Genomic DNA, 17,949 nt, shown 5'->3' on the forward strand with positions numbered 1-17,949 from the left:
TTGTTCAAAAAGTCGGGTTATAGTATAGTTGGAATGAGAGTGATAATTCTGAAAAATAGCATACCAGGAAGAAAGGGGTACACCAAATGACTCAACAAACATTCATATATCAACCAAAAGTATCGGACGTTCTTAAAAATATAAGAAAGGTCATGGTTGGCAAAGAAGAAGCAGCTTTATTAAGCGTTGTTGCTTTACTGGCAAAAGGGCACGTGCTTCTTGAGGATGTACCGGGTGTCGGGAAAACCATGTTAGTGAAGACACTCGCCAAATCTTTAGACTGTAACTTTAAGCGAATTCAATTTACTCCTGATCTACTGCCATCTGATGTAACAGGTGTATCCATATACAATCCGAAGAGTATGGAGTTTGAATTCCGTCCAGGTCCTATTCTTGGAAACATTGTACTGGCAGACGAAATAAACCGGACATCACCGAAGACCCAGTCTGCTTTATTAGAAGGAATGGAAGAAACCAGTATCACAGTGGATGGACAAACCGTCCCCCTTGGTGAGCCTTTCTTTGTTATGGCTACCCAGAACCCTATTGAATATGAAGGAACGTACCCGCTTCCGGAGGCTCAGCTCGACCGTTTTCTTTTGAAAATGGAAATGGGCTACCCTACTGCTAAACAAGAAATGGAGATGTTAACGAGAACATCGAACAGCCATCCGATTGACGAAATCTCTGCGGTTCTATCGCGTGAAGAACTCGTGGAGCTGCAGCAAGAGGTATCAAACGTATATGTAGATCGAACGGTAAATCGATATATTATCGATTTGGTTACAAGTACGAGAGAACATGAAGGGGTTTATCTAGGGGTCAGCCCCCGCGGTTCTATGGCACTTATGAAGGCGGCTAAGGCTTATGCTTTTATACATGATCGTGATTACGTCGTTCCTGATGATGTGCAGCACATGGCTCCTTATGTTTTATCCCACCGCATGATTCTTACGTCGGAAGCGCGGTTTGAAGGGAAGGACGCAAAATCAATCATAGAAGACCTGCTTTCATCTACGTCAATTCCTGTAAAGAGGAACAATAGTGAATGAGACAAACGATTGCGTTTATTGCTAAATTTTTCGTTGTAGCGCTCCTTTTTGCTGTGCTTTTTTCTTATGCGATGTTTCAAGGAGGATTTGTCAGTTGGTTTCTCTTTTATGCCTTCCTCCCATTTCTTCTCTATATGCTGGGAGTATTAATTTATCCGACTCACAATTGGAAAGTAGAGCGCCGGCTTTCTAAGCGGGTCGCTATGGGCGGTGAGACCGTTGATGTAGAAGTGACGATGAGACGGAAGGTCCCATTTCCGATCTACTATAGTGTGATAGAAGAATATGTTCCAGATTCGTTAAAAAAGGTTGATGAGCACTTGGAAAAATACAGGGATATGGCAAAGACTGACGATTTCCATGAAGCCAGAAAAGTAAAGAGGGTGGTTTTTCCGTGGTTTAGCAAAACCATCACTTACAAATACCAGCTTGAGAAGGTTCCGCGTGGAGAGCACACCTTAAAAGCCATCCGGTTGAAAACCGGAGACTTTTTCGGTTTCGTGAAAAAAGAACAGGTCTACCACACAGAAAATAAACTGCTGGTCTTTCCTTATCTGCGTCCTGTAAAAATGAAAGAACGCGTCTACAGTTTTGAACAGGGCGCAAGTCCATCGTTTAAATTGAATGAAAAGAATACCAACATCGTTACAGGAGTCAGGGAGTATATGCCCGGGGACCGCTTTGCCTGGGTGGATTGGAAAACGACAGCAAAGAAAAATGAAATGATGACCAAAGAATTTGAACAGGAAAAAAGCGTTGATATGATGTTGATTTTAAATGCGGTCTATCATCCCGGTGTGAGCACGCTAAGTTTTGAAGGGGCTGTAGAGTTTACGGCTTCTATCATGAATGAATTCCATAAGAAATCGTCCCCCCTCGCTTTTATGATCCTTGGGGATGAACAGCAATATTTCCCTTTCCGTCAGGACCATGCTCATCAGCAGCAAATGCAGGGGCAGTTAGCCAAAGTCCGTCCTGTTGGACGGATACCATTCGCTGAGCAGCTGGAACGTAAGAAATCCTTGATTCCAAGTGGTTTAATGGTAATGCTTGTCAGTCACCAATTGGATAAAGATATACAAGTGTCTCTTATTAAATTAGCGAAAAAAAGCAAGCGTGTGGTCTTTTTTTATGTGCGTCCCTACAACCAGGTCACACTCTTGGACCATCAAGCTGTGAAAGAATTAAAGGCGCATGGTGTCATTGTGAATGTGCTGTCGGAAGAGCAGATGACTCAACAAGAATTTGAGGTGAGCACATAATGCTGGACCGCGATTCACTTTTTTATCGTTTGATGTTGTATATTATTGGGTTTCTTCTATTCTGTGAATGGCTGAGACCTTTAGAGGTCATATCCAATACAGATGATGTTCGAATCTTTTTCATTTACGCTACGTTTTGTTTTTTTGTTTCTTTCCTGCAGGTGCCCTGGTATTTGTCCGTGCCGCTAAAGGGACTTAGTCTGGCTTTCATTATTGACGGTCTGTATATTGGAGAAAGGATTTTCTCAGGAGACTGGTTCTCGGTTCTTTACGGACAAATTCTGTTTAACATCCAAATGATTCAAAGCCAGGAATGGTGGCAGATGACTCCGCTGTTCCGGAGCCTGTTGTTCCTTATCCTGCTATGGCTAATGAGCTATTTGCTTTACTACTGGTTTGTTGTAGCGAGGCGGATGTTTTTCTTTGTTTTGTTGACATTGATCTTCGTGACCGTCGTAGATACATTTACGGTATATGATGGTAAGTGGGCCATCGTCCGGACATTTATACTGGGAATGATGGCACTTGGGCTGTCTAGTTTTGCGAAAGAAATGGAGAAAGAATCCATTTCTATTGATGGGTTTCATAAAGCTAAAGTGTGGGCAGTCCCGCTGTTGGCCATTATTCTGCTTTCTTCTGCAGCCGCCTATGCTTCTCCTAAGCTTTCACCGCAGTGGCCGGATCCAGTGCCCTATCTAGAAAGTGCAGCAGGGGGATCAGGACCTGGTGGAAGTGGAAGGACTGTGCAGAAGGTCGGTTACGGCGAGGATGACAGTCGTCTGGGCGGTTCGTTTATACAGGATGACACCCCAGTATTTGAAGCAATGGCCGACGGGGATCGTTATTGGCGCATTGAATCGAAGGATACGTATACCGGAAAAGGGTGGGAGGATACGCTTGAAGAACCTGTTACAAACATGAACCCGGCAGATATTACATTTGAGACTTTTTCTGATGAAGTCGAAGTAGAGGAACAGACGGCGATGATAATGATGAAGCGAAATGCTTCGTTCCGCAAACTTGTCTATCCTTACGGCATCACTTCGATTAAGGGATACCCTCAAAACTATGACCTTCTTGTCCATGAAAATACAGGGGAAATGGACACGGTGAGTGCAGGAAATGGTGATCCTGCCAGACTGGGTTCCTCCATCATCTCCTATGAATTTCCGTCTTTTGAATACAATCAGTTGAGGGAGGCGGGAGCAGACGATCCGCAGGAAATACAAGAAAAATACCTGCAGCTTCCACAGCAGCTGCCGGGCAGGGTCCAAAACCTTGCCGGAGAAATTATGGAAGGTGAAGACAATCGATATGATAAGGCCAAGGCTGTGGAGTCCTACTTTTCTGCCAACGGCTTCGAATACTCAACAACCGAAGTCCCGGTCCCTGGAGAGAATCAGGACTATGTGGATCAATTTTTGTTTGAATCCCAGATCGGATATTGTGACAACTTTTCTACGTCCATGGTTGTCCTGCTTCGATCAGAAGGGATACCTGCCCGGTGGGTCAAGGGTTTCACAGGCGGGGAGCGAGTGGATACAAGAGAAACTTTTTCCGGTGATAACGTCCAAAATGTGTATGAAGTAACCAGTGGAAATGCTCACTCATGGGTAGAGGTTTACTTTCCGGATATCGGATGGGTACCCTTTGAACCGACTCAGGGATTTACCAATAATGCTGATTTCTATACAGACGTTGACACACCAGAAAATGAAGATGAAACAACTGGGACAGAGAACCAGCAGCCGGAGGATAATATGGGAAATCCGCAGCAAATGGAGGAAGAAGAACAAACTTCAGGAAGCACAGATGTCAGGGACACTAATAATGTGAATTGGACATGGGTGTGGATCACTCTGGCTGTTTTATCTGCAATCGCACTGGGGCTTTATTTTACCCGATTCCGGTGGATGTCTACATTGCTCATTTACAGGTATCGAAAGAATAAAGATGAGAAAACCTATGAAAAAGCTTATCACTTTCTCTTAAAGCTGCTGGACCATAGAGGGATTAAGCGGCAGCCGGAACAAACCTTAAGGGACTATGCGATCAAGGTGGATAAACATTACCAGTCCACAGAGATGCGCCGTTTGACGCACAACTACGAGAGAGTTATTTACCGAAATGAATCACAGCAGTCTCAGTGGCCTGAAGTAACTGAATTATGGGAAAATTTAATCAAAAAAACATTGTCTTGATTCCTTTCAGTCCGGTTGTTAGAATGGATGAAAATTATCAGATACATTCTTCCTTCGTATATCCTCGAGAATATGGCTCGAGAGTCTCTACCGGAGCACCGTAAAAGCTCTGACTATGAAGGTGGGAATCACAAGACATGTATAGTCATGGATGGATTTCTGCCTTCGTCGCTTATCTAGCAAACGTAAGGCAGAAATCCATTTTTTTTTGATAAAAGTACGCACGATTCTATCCAAACAGGGAGTGGAGCATGATGGAAAAAGTACAAGGAATGATTCTCGTTCTTGATTTCGGGAGTCAATATAATCAGCTGATAACACGAAGAATTCGTGAATTCGGCGTGTATAGTGAACTTCGTTCGCATCGGATAAGCCTGGAAGAAATCAAGGAGCTTAATCCAAGCGGAATTATTCTTTCTGGTGGACCGAATAGTGTCTACGGTGAAGACAGTTTTCGCTGCGATGAAGACCTATTCGAACTTGGCATTCCTGTTCTAGGAATTTGCTATGGCATGCAGTTGATGACCCATCATTTTGGTGGGAAAGTCGAACGTGCAAAAGAACGTGAATATGGGAAAGCAGAAATCAGCGTAGCAAAAGACCCGGTCCTGTTCCGTAAGACCCCTCGTGAACAGACGGTATGGATGAGCCATAGTGACAAAGTCATTGAGGCACCTGAAGGTTTCCAGGTTGATGCGACGAGTGCTTCCTGCCCGGTTGCGGCAATTAGTAATCATGATACCCGGATGTACGGAGTTCAGTTCCACCCGGAAGTCCGCCATTCGGAATATGGCAATGACCTTTTGCGCAGCTTTGTTTTTGACGTATGTGAAGCTGAAGATGATTGGACGATGGAGCATGTAGTGGAAATGGAAGTCGAAAAAATCCGCGAGCAAGTAGGAGATCGTAAAGTCTTATGCGCCTTAAGCGGCGGTGTAGATTCCTCCGTTGTAGCTGCTTTAATCCACCGTGCCATTGGTGACCAGCTGACTTGTATTTTCGTCGATCATGGACTGCTCCGTAAAAATGAAGCGGATGATGTAATGCGTACCCTCGGAGACGGATTCAATATGAATATCCTTAAAATCGATGCGAAAGAGCGCTTTATGAGTAAACTGGAAGGTGTGTCTGATCCAGAGAAGAAGAGGAAAATCATTGGAAATGAGTTTATCTATGTATTTGATGATGAAGCGGAAAAACTTAAAGACATCGACTACCTGGCTCAAGGAACGTTGTATACAGACATTATTGAAAGTGGCACGGAGACTGCACAGACAATTAAGTCCCACCACAATGTCGGCGGCCTGCCGGAGGACATGGAGTTTCAACTGATTGAACCACTAAACACCTTGTTTAAGGATGAGGTGCGTGCTCTTGGTACTGAGTTAGGTGTTCCTGAGCATATCGTCTGGCGTCAGCCCTTCCCTGGACCTGGTCTTGCAATTCGAGTACTTGGAGAAGTAACAGAAGAAAAATTAGAAATTGTCCGTGAATCCGATGCAGTTTTGCGTGATGAAATTAAAAAAGCCGGCTTAGATCGTGACATATGGCAATACTTCACAGTACTCCCGGATATCCGTTCTGTTGGGGTAATGGGAGATGAGCGTACGTATGATTACACGATTGGTATTCGCGCGGTTACTTCCATTGATGGTATGACATCTGACTGGGCTCGTATTCCATGGGATGTGTTGGAGAAGATCTCCACAAGAATCGTTAATGAAGTCGATCACATTAACCGTGTCGTATATGATGTAACGAGTAAGCCGCCTGCAACCATCGAGTGGGAATAATCGAACAATGATAGTTTTATATAAAAAAATGTTCGTGTTTAGGGTTGACTCCTTTTGTCGATTCTTGTAAGATAAAGACAAATCAATAAAGCAACACCGTCGTATAATTTTGGGGATATGGCCCATGAGTTTCTACCAGACTACCGTAAATCGGTCTGACTACGTTGGTGATTCGGAAGCAGGCATTTTTCCCGAGGCCTGTCGACCGTTCCCTATCGTATAAATGTAGACACTCTTGGATCATCCAAGAGTGTCTTTTTTTTTAGAACGCCTGGTACAACAAATAAATAAAACGGCTGGGTTCTCCGTATGGGAGATCGAAATTGAGACGATGCGGCGTGGATAAATGGTTAGATATGGGGAGGAATAAGAAATGAGTAAGTATTTTCAATTTAAAAAGTTCGGCACGACCTACCGCCGGGAGTTCATGGCGGGGTTAACGACATTTTTAGCGATGGCATACATTTTGTTCGTCAATCCATCTACACTTGCACTTGATGGAATCGAACAGCTTCCAGAAGGGGTCACTCGTATTGACAAAGGAGCTGTATTTACAGCTACAGCCATTGCCGCAGCTATCGGAACGTTAATTATGGGACTACTTGCGAAATATCCGATCGCTTTGGCGCCTGGTATGGGATTAAATGCATTTTTTGCGTACACCGTTGTCCTTGGCTTTGGAATTCCATGGGAAACAGCACTAGCAGGTGTGTTAGCTTCTGGACTTATATTTATTGTATTGACTGTTACAGGCCTGCGTACGATGATAATCGATGCTATTCCTGCCAATTTAAAACTGGCTGTCGGAGCGGGTATTGGACTGTTTATTGCTTTTATTGGCTTTCAAAATGCAGGGATTGTCCAGAATAGTGATGCCACGCTTGTTCAGCTTGGTGACTTAACGGCTGGACCGACATTGCTTGCTATCTTCGGTATTGTTGTCAGTATTGTTCTGATGGCTCTTGGTCTTAAAGGCGGTATATTCTATGGAATGGTCCTGACATCCATTGCCGGCATCATAGCAGGATTAATCGATCCTCCATCCGGAATAAACGGGATCGTAAGCACTGCCCCGAGCGTTGCGCCGACATTTGGAGCAGCGATTACTCATTTTGGTGACATCTTCACCATGCAGATGCTCGTCGTTATCTTAACGTTTTTGTTTGTCGATTTCTTTGATACAGCAGGTACGCTTGTAGCGGTGGCCACACAGGCAGGGTTTATGAAAGACAACAAACTGCCGCGTGCGAACCGTGCGCTTTTCGCAGATTCGGCTGCAACTGTTGTAGGAGCCGTCGTAGGTACGTCAACAACCACCTCCTACATCGAGTCAACAGCGGGTGTTGGAGCTGGCGGACGAACAGGGTTTGCATCTGTTGTAACAGCCGGTTTCTTCATTCTGGCCCTTTTCTTTTCTCCGCTTTTGGCGGTTGTAACAGCGGAAGTAACCGCTCCTGCTTTAATTATTGTTGGAGTTCTGATGGCGTCTACTTTGAAAAATATTGATTGGGATCAGTTCGAAATTGCAGTGCCGGCCTTTTTCACCATTGCTGCAATGCCGCTTACCTACAGCATAGCGACAGGTATTGCCATCGGGTTTATCTTCTACCCGATTACAATGCTTCTGAAAGGACGCAGGAAAGAGATTCATCCGATTATGTACGGTCTGTTTGCAATCTTTATTTTATACTTCGTATTCCTTGCTTAAGGCTTTCATTGGTGTTAGTGAAAGAAAAAGCCGGCACTCCCGCTTTAGGGGAGGCCGGTTTTATTCATCCTCAAGGTGACGAATAGTAATGGGCTGCTGACGCGTGGAGTCAGAGATGTACCGGTGCAGTTGAATGATAAGAAGTCCGTGCTTATAGGTGGCTTCTACTTTATCGTGTCGGACCGGGAAGGGAAGATCGATGCTGCGTTCGAAGGTGCCGTCAGCAATTTCTGATTTAATTTGATGACCGCCCCGGTGGTTGATTTCAATCTTTCCGCGCAGGGTAAGGGTCGAGTGGTTAACGAGTACATCTACATTCTTCGGATGGTTCATACCAGGTACATTAACAAAGCAGAGAAGTTCATTGTCGTATTGATACACATTGACAGCTGGAATAGAAGGCTTCATCATCCCTTCAAAGTCACCCCAGAAGTCCTGGCCGAAGAACCGGTCGAGGTTGTTTTTCCAATCCTTGAACTGATTCATTTTATCCACCTCCGTAATTTGTCTGTTTTTGCGGTAAAAACAGGTTGTGTCTGTGCATTCTCATGGTTTATAGTTTATGCAAGTGAATCGATTAGGTGAATGTCCCGGTGATGTATATCTAACGGAGGAGGCTTCCATTATGCTCGAAAACCCATTGTTGATCCTTGCGATTATTTTAGCTGTGAACATTACGTACGTCTCATTTTTTACGCTTCGGATGATTTTTACGTTAAAAGGACAGCGCTACATTGCTGCTTTTATCGGTATGTTTGAAATTGTCACGTATATTTATGGTCTTGGGATTGTCTTGGAACGATTGGATCAAATTGAGAATGTGATCGCTTATGCGGTCGGTTACGGTCTCGGAGTCATTGTAGGGATGAAGATTGAAGAGAAGCTCGCTCTCGGGTATATTACAGTTAATGTGATATCTTCAAACCCGGATATTGAATTTACCCGCAGACTTCGGGAAAAGGGGTATGGTGTGACGAGCTGGTATGCGTATGGCATGGAAGGTGACCGCCTGGCGATGCAGATCCTGACACCACGAAAGTATGAGCTCTCCTTATATGAAACCATTCGCTACATTGACCCGAAAGCGTTCATTGTAGCTTATGAACCGAAGCAGATTCACGGGGGGTTCTGGGTGAAATCCGTAAAGAGAGGAAAGATCCGCAATGCCCAAAAAGAACAGCAAGAAAAACAAGAAGCGCTTTGAAGTCGGTGAGAAAGAAACGATTGATCAATGTCTTGACCGCATGAAGAAAGAGGGATATATGCCAATTCGGCGCGCGGAAGAACCTGTTTTCCGTGAAGAAGTCCGTAATGGAGAGAAAGTTATGGAACCCGTAGGTAAAACAATCGTTTTTCATGCTGTGAAGGATTAAAACCGAACGATTATTGAAGTTTATTTCGTTAATGTTCGCTAATAGCGTTGACATTCAAGTGAATTTCTTGATATGATGAAAGCAGAATTGCATAGACGACCTCATATAAGACGGGGATATGGCCCGTACGTCTCTACCTGGGAACCGTAAATTCCCGGACTATGAGGGGAGTATAAGTCAGCTGCGTTTTTCAAACCGGACACACGTATGCCTGTTTGACTCCTCTCATTATTGAGGGGGAGTTAAGCAGGCTTTTTTTGTGGGGTATTTTATAAGGAAAGAGGGGATCCGCATGGCTGATGTTGGTGTAATCATGGGAAGTCTATCGGACTGGGAAACAATGAAAGAAGCGTGCAGCGTTCTGGATGAGCTTGGGATTGACTATGAAAAAGAGATCATTTCCGCTCATCGGACACCCGAAGACCTATTCTCCTATGCAGAAACAGCAAGAGATAAAGGGTTAAAAGTTGTCATTGCTGGAGCGGGCGGTGCTGCCCATCTACCAGGAATGGTTGCTTCAAAAACGACGCTTCCGGTCATTGGTGTTCCAGTTGAATCGAAAGCTCTTCAAGGATTGGATTCTCTATTATCGATTGTACAGATGCCGGGGGGCGTACCTGTTGCGACGGTGGCAATCGGCCGTGCAGGAGCGAAAAATGCCGGGCTGCTTGCAGCTGAAATGATGGGAGCCTACGATCCAACCATTGCTGGGAAATTGGCAGACTACCGTCTACAAATGATAGAAAAGGTCGAAACGATGAGGAGAGATTTACATGAAGCCTGACGTTATTCGTCCCGGTCAGACCATAGGAATTCTTGGAGGGGGTCAGCTCGGTCGGATGATGGCTGTCGCTGCCCGCCATATGGGATACAAAATAGCGGTTATGGATCCTGTTGAAGCCTGCCCGTGCGCACCGGTTGCGGATGAGCATATCATTGCTGCTTATGACGATGTCGAGGCAGCTGAGCGACTCAGTCAGATCAGCGATGTCATTACTTATGAATTTGAAAATGTGGATCTTAAGGTAGCGAGGCTTTTTGAAGAAGCTGGCAGACTGCCGCAGGGAGCTTACGCATTAGAAATTACGCAAAACCGAGAAAAAGAAAAAGCCATTGCAGTGGAAGCAGGTCTTTCTGTTCCTGATTATCGTATTGTTACCACTTTCAACCAATGTGAAAAGGCCCTGGAGGAAATCCCGTTTCCTGTCGTTATGAAAACGATCAGCGGGGGCTATGACGGAAAAGGTCAGTTGAAAATAGAAGGAGAAGATCAGCTGGATGAAGTGCGTTCGTTTATGAAAGAGGGCGGGACGTACATCGTAGAAGAATGGATCTATTTTAATCAAGAGATCTCACAAGTGTTTACCCGATCCCAGGATGGACGCATCACTTCGTTTCCATTAGCAGAAAATATCCATAAGAACCACATTCTTCATGAAACACGTGTGCCGGCAGAAGTTCCGGGAGGTGTGGTTCATAAAGCCAGAGAGGCCGTAGAGGCTTTAGCGGAGAAGATCGGTGTCGTCGGAACGTTCGCGGTGGAGATGTTTGTCAGGGGTGAAGACATTTATATCAATGAAATGGCTCCCCGTCCCCATAATTCCGGCCATTACACCATTGAAGCGTGCAGTGTCTCACAGTTTGAACAGCATATCCGTGCGATTTGCGGCCTTCCGCTGCTTCCTGTGTATACCTTTGGGGCAGCTGTGATGGTCAATGTACTAGGAAAACACAAAGGAATCCTGATTGATCGAATTGAAAAATATGAGGGCTGTCACATCCACGATTACGGCAAGCATGAATCCCGGACCAATCGGAAAATGGGACACCTCACCTTTATTGGAAATAATTTAGAAGAAATAGATGAACGGATCCAGCAAAATCAGATTCATCTATGGTAGGAGGAAGACGATGATTGAACGTTATACCCGTCCTGAAATGGGCGCCATTTGGACAGAAGAAAACCGTTATCAGGCATGGCTGGAGGTTGAACTTCTAGCTTGTGAAGCTTGGAGCGAACTTGGAGTCATCCCGAAAGAAGATGTAGAGCAGTTGAGAGGAAAAGCGACGTTCTCCATTGACCGTATCCATCAAATTGAGGCAGAAACACGTCATGATGTGGTGGCCTTTACCCGTGCGGTATCGGAAACCGTCGGAGAAGAGCGGAAGTGGGTTCACTATGGTTTGACGTCCACAGATGTTGTAGACACCGCCCTTTCTTATCAATTAAAGCAGGCGAATGAAATCATCCGGAAAGACCTGGTGAATTTCATTGGTATCCTCGGAGAGAAAGCGCGTGAACATAAGCATACGGTCATGATGGGGCGTACCCATGGCGTACACGCGGAACCGACAACATTTGGCTTAAAACTGGCATTGTATTATGAAGAAATGAAGCGGAATCTGGAACGTTTAGATCTTGCGATTGAACACATTCAAGTCGGCAAGCTGTCAGGAGCGGTAGGCACCTATGCCAATATCGATCCATTTGTGGAAGAATACGTTTGTGACAAACTCGGTCTTTCCGCTGCTCCTGTCTCAACTCAGACTCTGCAGCGTGACCGCCACGCTCATTACGTATCGACGCTTGCATTAATCGCTACGTCCATTGAGAAGATTGCTGTTGAAATACGCGGACTTCAAAAAACGGAAACACGTGAAGTTGAGGAGTTTTTCGCGAAAGGACAAAAAGGTTCTTCTGCCATGCCGCATAAACGCAATCCGATCGGCTCAGAGAACATGACGGGAATGGCTCGTGTGCTGCGAGGTGAAATGGTGACCGCTTTTGAAAATGTGCCCCTGTGGCATGAGCGCGATATTTCTCATTCATCAGCAGAACGCATTATTCTACCGGACGCTACAATTGCTTTGAACTATATGTTGAACCGTTTCGGCAGCCTTGTGAAAAACTTGACGGTATTTCCTGAGCGCATGCAGGAAAATATGGAAAAAACATACGGATTGATTTTCTCTCAACGTGTGCTGCTGACACTAATTGATGAAGGGATGGTTCGTGAGGAAGCTTACGATCTTGTTCAACCGAAAGCGATGGAAGCTTGGGAACGTGGTGTTCCATTCCGGGACCTTATTGAAGCGGATGATCAAATCACATCAACCCTTTCTGAAGAGCAGCTCGATGCATGCTTTGATTACAAGCATCACCTGAAGCAGGTCGACCGTATCTTCGATCGTATCGGACTATCCTGACTATTGATTCCAGCTTAAAATTGAACGTAACGATAGAGTATAAAAAAGAATGGCCTGTGGCAGTAAAAGCCGCAGGCCATCTAAAAATCCCATCCTGAGTGAGGTGTTTCTTGTATGAAAGGTTCACTATTATATGAAGGAAAAGCGAAACGGGTTTATCATACGACCGACAACTCTGACCGCCTGATTTTAGCCTATAAAGACGATGCCACGGCCTTTAATGGTAAGAAAAAAGATGAGTTTACAGGCAAAGGGCGCCTCAACAATCTGATCACCTCGAAAGTCTTTGAATACTTACATCAGCAAAACATCACGACCCACTTTATTGAAGCGTTGAACGACAAGGAGCAGCTGGTCAATCAAACGACCATCATCCCTCTTGAGGTTGTCGTTCGAAACAAAGCCGCTGGCAGCATTACCCGCCGGCTGGGCATTCAAGAAAAAACGAGCTTCATCCCGCCTATCATTGAGCTGTTCTATAAAAAAGATGAATTGGATGACCCCTTGATTAATGATATCCATGCTTATTATCTGACAGACATAACAGAACAGGAACTCACTTTTATTAAACAACAGGCCCTTGCCATCAATGAGCATTTAAAAAATCTATTCCGCAGTGCAGGTCTTGAGCTCATCGATTTTAAACTCGAATTCGGCCGTCTGCCTGACGGAACCATTGTCTTATCCGACGAAATATCCCCGGATACTTGCCGCCTTTGGGATATTGAAACAGGGAAGAAAATGGACAAAGATGTTTTTCGTGAAGATATCGGCAGCTTGATTGATACGTACGAAATGATTTTACAACGACTGGAGGAGAATGTATGCGCAAAGTAAAAATCTACATCACGTTAAAAGAAGGTGTCCTTGATCCTCAGGGCAAAGCAGTTCAAAACTCTCTGCAGTCCTTACAGTACAACAATGTTCAGGACGTACGCGTAGGAAAGTATATGGAAGTGCTCCTTGAAGAAAGTGAGAATCTTGACGAGCAGATCAATCGAATGTGTGATCAACTGCTGGCCAATCCTGTCATTGAAGATTACAGCTATACGATCGAGGAGGCAGGTTAACGTGAAATTTGCCGTTGTTGTTTTTCCGGGTTCGAACTGTGACCGTGATATGTACCATGCTGTCAAAGATAGTTTAGGAGCAGAAGCAGATCTAGTCTGGTATCAGGAAGCAAATCTAGCAGACTATGACGCTGTCCTTCTTCCGGGAGGCTTCTCCTATGGAGATTATCTGCGCTCAGGAGCAATGGCTTCGACTTCTCCAGTCATTAAGCAAATACGAGAAGCAGCCGAAGCGGGTAAGCCCGTACTGGGGGTCTGTAACGGATTCCAGATTCTCCTTGAAATGGGACTGCTCCCAGGCGCGATGCTTCCCAATGAACACTTAAAATTCATGTGCCATTATGAAACACTGACAGTTGAAAATGCCGATACTCTTTTCACCACCCACTATGAGAGCAAAGAAAAAATCCGAATTCCAATTGCCCATGGAGACGGAAATTATTATTGCGATGAAGCCACATATCAGCAGCTTCGTGACAACAACCAGATCGTCTTCACCTATGACAACAATCCGAATGGGTCTGTAGGGGATATTGCCGGTATCACAAATGATAAAGGCAACGTTCTTGGCATGATGCCGCACCCGGAACGTGCAGTGGAGGCATTGCTAGGTCATGATGACGGGTTACGTTTATTTCAATCGATTTTGACACACTGGAGGGAACATTATGCCATCAACGCTTGAGATCAGTCCGGAAATGATTGAAGAACAACGTCTATACGCTGAGATGGGATTGAAGGATGAGGAATACACATCGATCCGTTCAATCTTAGGACGACGCCCCAACTATACAGAAATCGGATTATTTTCTGTTATGTGGTCGGAGCATTGCAGTTATAAAAATTCCAAGCCGCTCTTGAGAAAATTCCCGACAGAAGGGGCACACGTTCTGCAGGGACCGGGTGAAGGTGCCGGTATCATTGATATTGGTGATGATCAGGCCGTAGTTTTCAAAATTGAAAGCCATAACCACCCGTCAGCCGTCGAGCCTTATCAAGGCGCTGCCACCGGCGTGGGCGGGATCCTGCGCGATGTGTTTTCTATGGGGGCGCGCCCCATTGCGCTGCTCAATTCATTAAGATTCGGATCGCTTCAACAGCCGCGCGTCAAATATCTGTTTGAAGAAGTCGTCCGTGGCATTGCAGGATACGGAAACTGTGTTGGTGTGCCGACGGTCGGTGGGGAAGTTCAGTTTGATGATGCTTATAACGGTAACCCGCTTGTGAACGCAATGTGTGTCGGACTGATCGGCCATAAGGACATACAGAAAGGCATTGCTGCCGGAACCGGCAACACAGTCATGTATGTCGGCGCCAAAACAGGACGCGACGGCATACATGGTGCTACATTTGCATCAGAAGAATTGTCGGAAGAGTCCGAAGGAAAGCGTCCTTCGGTACAGGTTGGCGATCCGTTTATGGAAAAACTTCTGATTGAAGCCTGCCTTGATGTCATTCACCATGACGCTCTTGTCGGTATCCAGGATATGGGAGCTGCTGGTCTTACGTCATCTGCCAGTGAGATGGCAAGTAAGGCGGGCACAGGAATGACGATGAACCTTGATCTCATTCCACAGCGGGAACAAAATATGAGCGCTTATGAAATGATGCTGTCGGAATCACAGGAGCGTATGCTTCTTGTTGTTGAAAGAGGGCGTGAGGAAGAGATTGCTCAAGTCTTCCGTAAGTATGACTTAGAAGCGGTGGCTGTTGGTGAAGTGACCGACACGAAGCGGTTCCGCTTAGAACACAAAGGAGAAGTTGTGGCAGATGTACCTGTTGACTCTCTTGCGGAGGATGCGCCGGTCTATCATCAACCTTCTAAACTACCAGCCTATTACCAGGAGTTTCAGAGTATGGAAGACTACCTTCCAACGGTGAAAGATCATAAGCAGACGCTCATCGATCTATTGAAGCAGCCGACCATTGCCAGTAAAGAGTGGGTCTATGATCAATATGATTCGATGGTACAGACAAACACGGTCGTAACACCGGGATCAGATGCGGCTGTCCTCCGCGTGCGTGGAACGAATAAGGCGCTTGCGATGACAACCGACTGTAACTCACGCTATATCTATGTCGATCCAGAAATTGGCGGGCAGATTGCCGTTGCTGAAGCAGCACGTAACATTGTCTGTTCAGGTGGCCGTCCGCTTGGAATTACGGATGGTCTTAACTTCGGTTCTCCGGAAAACCCGGAAATTTTCTGGCAGATGGAAAAAAGCGTAGATGGCATGAGTGAGGCTTGCCGGGAATTGAACACGCCTGTCATTGGCGGAAACGTCAGCCTTTACAACGAATCATTCGGAGGAAAAGCGATATATCCAACACCTATCGTTGGGATGGTCGGATTAATCGAGGATTTAGAGTACATTACTCAGTCTCATGCAAAAACAGCTGGCGACCTTATCTATATGATTGGGGAGACAAAAGCGGAATTTGGCGGCAGCGAATTACAGGGGATGATGGAAGGTAGACATTTTGGAAAAGCGCCAGCGCTTGATTTGCAGACAGAATCCGCCCGTCAGCAGCAGTTGCTGACAGCGATCCGCTCAGGCCTCGTAGAATCTGCCCATGATCTTGCAGAAGGTGGTCTTGGCGTAGCCCTTGCAGAGAAATTGTTCAATCAGGAGCTTGGCTGTGATGTAACAGTAGAAGGTGACGTGACAACAGTTCTCTTCTCAGAAACTCAGTCCCGCTTTTTAGTAACCATCAAGCCGGAGAACAAAGCGGCGTTTGAAGAGGCGGTGACAGATGCCCGCCCTATCGGAACGGTAACGGATGATGGCGTGTACCGCGTACGTCAAGGTGAAGTAGTCCTTGAAGCACAAACCTCAGAGCTGAAGACAGCGTGGAAAGGAGCCATTGCATGCTTGGTGAAATCAAAGGCTTAAATGAAGAATGTGGCATCTTTGGAGTCTGGGGGCACCCGGATTCTGCTCAGTTGACGTATTACGGACTGCATGCCCTCCAGCACCGTGGGCAGGAAGGGGCCGGGATTGTCACAACTGACGGCGAACAGTTAAAGCTTGCTAAAGGTCACGGCCTGATCAACGAAGTATTTTCCGAGAACCGCCTGGACGATTTAGAAGGTCATGCCTCGATCGGCCATGTTCGTTATGCAACAGCAGGAGATGGCGGCTATGAGAATATTCAGCCGCTCCTGTTCCGCTCGCAGACAGGGGGGCTTGCACTTGCGCACAATGGCAACCTGGTTAATGCCCATGCTTTGAAAAATCAACTGGAGGCTCAAGGGAGCATTTTACAGACGACATCGGATACGGAAGTGGTCGCGCATTTAATTAAGCGTGCCCGTCACCTCCCGCTCGACCAGGCGATTATGGAAGCTTTGTCAATGATTAAAGGCGCCTATGCCTTCTTAGTCATGACAGAGGATCGTATGTTTGTTGCCAATGACCCGCGTGGTTTACGCCCATTAAGTGTCGGCCGCCTTGGAGATTCGTGGGTCGTATCCTCTGAAACCTGTGCTTTTGACGTCATCGGGGCCACGTATGATCGTGAAATCGATCCCGGTGAACTTTTAGTTATTTCGGATGAAGGAATCGAATCAAAGCGTTTCTCCGCACCGATTCAGCGGACGCTCTGCTCGATGGAATATGTGTATTTTTCAAGACCGGACAGCAACGTCGACGGTAGGAATGTTCATGCCTCCCGTAAACGGATGGGCAAGGCGCTTGCTGAAGAGGCACCGATTGAAGCGGACGTTGTCACAGGGGTGCCGGATTCCAGTATCTCCGCAGCGATCGGGTATGCGGAAGCTTCAGGGATTCCTTATGAGCTTGGGTTAATTAAAAACCGCTATGTGGGCCGTACGTTTATCCAACCTTCCCAGGAGCTTCGTGAACAAGGGGTTAAAATGAAATTATCGGCTGTTCGCGGAATCGTTGAAGGCAAAAGGGTGGTCATGGTCGATGATTCCATAGTCCGGGGAACGACCAGCCGCCGGATTGTGAAAATGCTGAAAGAAGCGGGAGCTAAGGAAGTGCATGTGAGGATAGCATCTCCTCCAATTAAAAATCCCTGCTACTACGGGATCGATACTTCAAACAGCGGGGAGCTGATCGCGGCTAATCATTCGCTTGACGAAATGGAAGAGCAGATCGGTGCGGACAGTCTTTCTTTCTTATCGGTAGAAGGGTTAAACCAAAGCATTTACCAAGGAGAAGAATCACTGAAACACGGCGGTTGTATGGCCTGTTTCACAGGAAACTACCCGACAGAAATCTATCCGAGTACGATGCATCCATATGAAAAAGCGTAGG

16 protein-coding genes and 3 riboswitches are annotated in these 17,949 nt (G+C 46.0%); of the genes, 15 read left to right on the top strand and 1 reads right to left on the bottom strand.

Translation table 11 applies throughout. From position 1 onward, the window contains the following. Positions 1 to 86 precede the first annotated feature (86 nt). The 5 genes from LC036_RS14795 to LC036_RS14815 all read left to right on the top strand — a co-directional run bounded on the left by LC036_RS14795 (position 87) and on the right by LC036_RS14815 (position 8,016). A complete protein-coding gene (locus tag LC036_RS14795) occupies positions 87 to 1,052 on the top strand; it encodes an AAA family ATPase (RefSeq protein ID WP_226584343.1) in 966 nt (321 codons plus the stop codon). Further along, positions 1,049 to 2,314: a DUF58 domain-containing protein gene (locus LC036_RS14800; protein ID WP_226584346.1), complete on the top strand. Its 1,266-nt coding sequence runs from the start codon at positions 1,049 to 1,051 to the stop codon at positions 2,312 to 2,314. Before LC036_RS14795 ends, LC036_RS14800 begins: the two co-directional genes overlap by 4 nt. Further along, positions 2,314 to 4,515, top strand: coding sequence for a DUF4129 domain-containing transglutaminase family protein (locus LC036_RS14805; protein WP_226584349.1), 2,202 nt, complete (start codon positions 2,314 to 2,316; stop codon positions 4,513 to 4,515). The genes LC036_RS14800 and LC036_RS14805 overlap by 1 nt, the downstream gene beginning before the upstream one ends. Positions 4,516 to 4,549: 34 nt before the next feature. Then, a riboswitch (purine riboswitch) is annotated at positions 4,550 to 4,651 on the top strand. 118 nt (positions 4,652 to 4,769) lie between these two features. After that, positions 4,770 to 6,308, top strand: a complete 1,539-nt coding sequence (gene guaA / locus LC036_RS14810) for a glutamine-hydrolyzing GMP synthase (protein WP_226584353.1) — start codon at positions 4,770 to 4,772, stop codon at positions 6,306 to 6,308. Positions 6,309 to 6,387: 79 nt separating this feature from the next. Beyond that, a riboswitch (purine riboswitch) is annotated at positions 6,388 to 6,490 on the top strand. 191 nt (positions 6,491 to 6,681) lie between these two features. Then, positions 6,682 to 8,016 (top strand): NCS2 family permease, encoded by a 1,335-nt coding sequence (locus LC036_RS14815; protein WP_226584357.1) that lies wholly within the window; start codon positions 6,682 to 6,684, stop codon positions 8,014 to 8,016. Positions 8,017 to 8,076: 60 nt separating this feature from the next. Here LC036_RS14815 and LC036_RS14820 read toward each other — a convergent pair whose 3' ends face one another. After that, the gene (locus LC036_RS14820) at positions 8,077 to 8,502 is read right to left on the bottom strand and encodes an Hsp20/alpha crystallin family protein (RefSeq protein WP_226584359.1); all 426 of its coding nucleotides are present in this window, start codon (positions 8,500 to 8,502) and stop codon (positions 8,077 to 8,079) included. A 139-nt stretch (positions 8,503 to 8,641) separates the two neighbouring features. Here LC036_RS14820 and LC036_RS14825 point away from each other — a divergent pair, with 139 nt between their 5' ends. From LC036_RS14825 to purF, 10 genes are all read left to right on the top strand, one after another. Beyond that, complete coding sequence (locus LC036_RS14825; protein ID WP_226584362.1) at positions 8,642 to 9,220, top strand: DUF2179 domain-containing protein; 579 nt, start codon at positions 8,642 to 8,644, stop codon at positions 9,218 to 9,220. Next, positions 9,180 to 9,389: an NETI motif-containing protein gene (locus LC036_RS14830; protein ID WP_226584365.1), complete on the top strand. Its 210-nt coding sequence runs from the start codon at positions 9,180 to 9,182 to the stop codon at positions 9,387 to 9,389. The genes LC036_RS14825 and LC036_RS14830 overlap by 41 nt, the downstream gene beginning before the upstream one ends. An 81-nt stretch (positions 9,390 to 9,470) precedes the next feature. Next, positions 9,471 to 9,571: riboswitch (purine riboswitch) on the top strand. A gap of 110 nt (positions 9,572 to 9,681) precedes the next feature. Then, positions 9,682 to 10,173: a 5-(carboxyamino)imidazole ribonucleotide mutase gene (gene purE, locus LC036_RS14835; protein ID WP_226584368.1), complete on the top strand. Its 492-nt coding sequence runs from the start codon at positions 9,682 to 9,684 to the stop codon at positions 10,171 to 10,173. Continuing rightward, a complete protein-coding gene (purK, locus tag LC036_RS14840) occupies positions 10,163 to 11,290 on the top strand; it encodes a 5-(carboxyamino)imidazole ribonucleotide synthase (RefSeq protein WP_226584371.1) in 1,128 nt (375 codons plus the stop codon). The genes purE and purK overlap by 11 nt, the downstream gene beginning before the upstream one ends. 10 nt (positions 11,291 to 11,300) lie before the next feature. Further along, the gene (purB, locus tag LC036_RS14845) at positions 11,301 to 12,596 is read left to right on the top strand and encodes an adenylosuccinate lyase (RefSeq protein ID WP_226584375.1); all 1,296 of its coding nucleotides are present in this window, start codon (positions 11,301 to 11,303) and stop codon (positions 12,594 to 12,596) included. A 114-nt stretch (positions 12,597 to 12,710) separates the two neighbouring features. Beyond that, positions 12,711 to 13,433 carry a phosphoribosylaminoimidazolesuccinocarboxamide synthase gene (gene purC / locus LC036_RS14850; RefSeq protein WP_226584378.1) on the top strand — a complete coding sequence of 241 codons (723 nt, stop codon included), beginning with the start codon at positions 12,711 to 12,713 and terminating at the stop codon, positions 13,431 to 13,433. Beyond that, positions 13,421 to 13,666: a phosphoribosylformylglycinamidine synthase subunit PurS gene (purS, locus tag LC036_RS14855; protein ID WP_226584381.1), complete on the top strand. Its 246-nt coding sequence runs from the start codon at positions 13,421 to 13,423 to the stop codon at positions 13,664 to 13,666. Before purC ends, purS begins: the two co-directional genes overlap by 13 nt. A gap of 1 nt (position 13,667) precedes the next feature. Next, positions 13,668 to 14,351 (top strand): phosphoribosylformylglycinamidine synthase subunit PurQ, encoded by a 684-nt coding sequence (purQ, locus tag LC036_RS14860; protein WP_226584385.1) that lies wholly within the window; start codon positions 13,668 to 13,670, stop codon positions 14,349 to 14,351. After that, positions 14,335 to 16,560: a phosphoribosylformylglycinamidine synthase subunit PurL gene (purL, locus tag LC036_RS14865; protein ID WP_226584388.1), complete on the top strand. Its 2,226-nt coding sequence runs from the start codon at positions 14,335 to 14,337 to the stop codon at positions 16,558 to 16,560. Before purQ ends, purL begins: the two co-directional genes overlap by 17 nt. Continuing rightward, complete coding sequence (gene purF, locus LC036_RS14870; protein WP_226584391.1) at positions 16,536 to 17,948, top strand: amidophosphoribosyltransferase; 1,413 nt, start codon at positions 16,536 to 16,538, stop codon at positions 17,946 to 17,948. Before purL ends, purF begins: the two co-directional genes overlap by 25 nt. Position 17,949: the final 1 nt, after the last annotated feature.

It is taken from the genome of Halobacillus litoralis, from assembly GCF_020524025.1.
Lineage (GTDB): Bacteria > Bacillota > Bacilli > Bacillales > Halobacillaceae > Halobacillus > Halobacillus litoralis_D.

Coding starts and splice junctions, on each gene's coding strand:
- purS (WP_226584381.1), top strand. CDS start 13,421: ATGCGCAAAGTAAAAATCTACATCACGTTAAAAGAAGGTGTCCTTGAT.
- purF (WP_226584391.1), top strand. CDS start 16,536: ATGCTTGGTGAAATCAAAGGCTTAAATGAAGAATGTGGCATCTTTGGA.
- purE (WP_226584368.1), top strand. CDS start 9,682: ATGGCTGATGTTGGTGTAATCATGGGAAGTCTATCGGACTGGGAAACA.
- LC036_RS14820 (WP_226584359.1), bottom strand. CDS start 8,502: ATGAATCAGTTCAAGGATTGGAAAAACAACCTCGACCGGTTCTTCGGC.
- guaA (WP_226584353.1), top strand. CDS start 4,770: ATGGAAAAAGTACAAGGAATGATTCTCGTTCTTGATTTCGGGAGTCAA.
- LC036_RS14815 (WP_226584357.1), top strand. CDS start 6,682: ATGAGTAAGTATTTTCAATTTAAAAAGTTCGGCACGACCTACCGCCGG.
- LC036_RS14805 (WP_226584349.1), top strand. CDS start 2,314: ATGCTGGACCGCGATTCACTTTTTTATCGTTTGATGTTGTATATTATT.
- purC (WP_226584378.1), top strand. CDS start 12,711: ATGAAAGGTTCACTATTATATGAAGGAAAAGCGAAACGGGTTTATCAT.
- LC036_RS14800 (WP_226584346.1), top strand. CDS start 1,049: ATGAGACAAACGATTGCGTTTATTGCTAAATTTTTCGTTGTAGCGCTC.
- purL (WP_226584388.1), top strand. CDS start 14,335: ATGCCATCAACGCTTGAGATCAGTCCGGAAATGATTGAAGAACAACGT.
- LC036_RS14825 (WP_226584362.1), top strand. CDS start 8,642: ATGCTCGAAAACCCATTGTTGATCCTTGCGATTATTTTAGCTGTGAAC.
- LC036_RS14830 (WP_226584365.1), top strand. CDS start 9,180: ATGCCCAAAAAGAACAGCAAGAAAAACAAGAAGCGCTTTGAAGTCGGT.
- LC036_RS14795 (WP_226584343.1), top strand. CDS start 87: ATGACTCAACAAACATTCATATATCAACCAAAAGTATCGGACGTTCTT.
- purB (WP_226584375.1), top strand. CDS start 11,301: ATGATTGAACGTTATACCCGTCCTGAAATGGGCGCCATTTGGACAGAA.
- purK (WP_226584371.1), top strand. CDS start 10,163: ATGAAGCCTGACGTTATTCGTCCCGGTCAGACCATAGGAATTCTTGGA.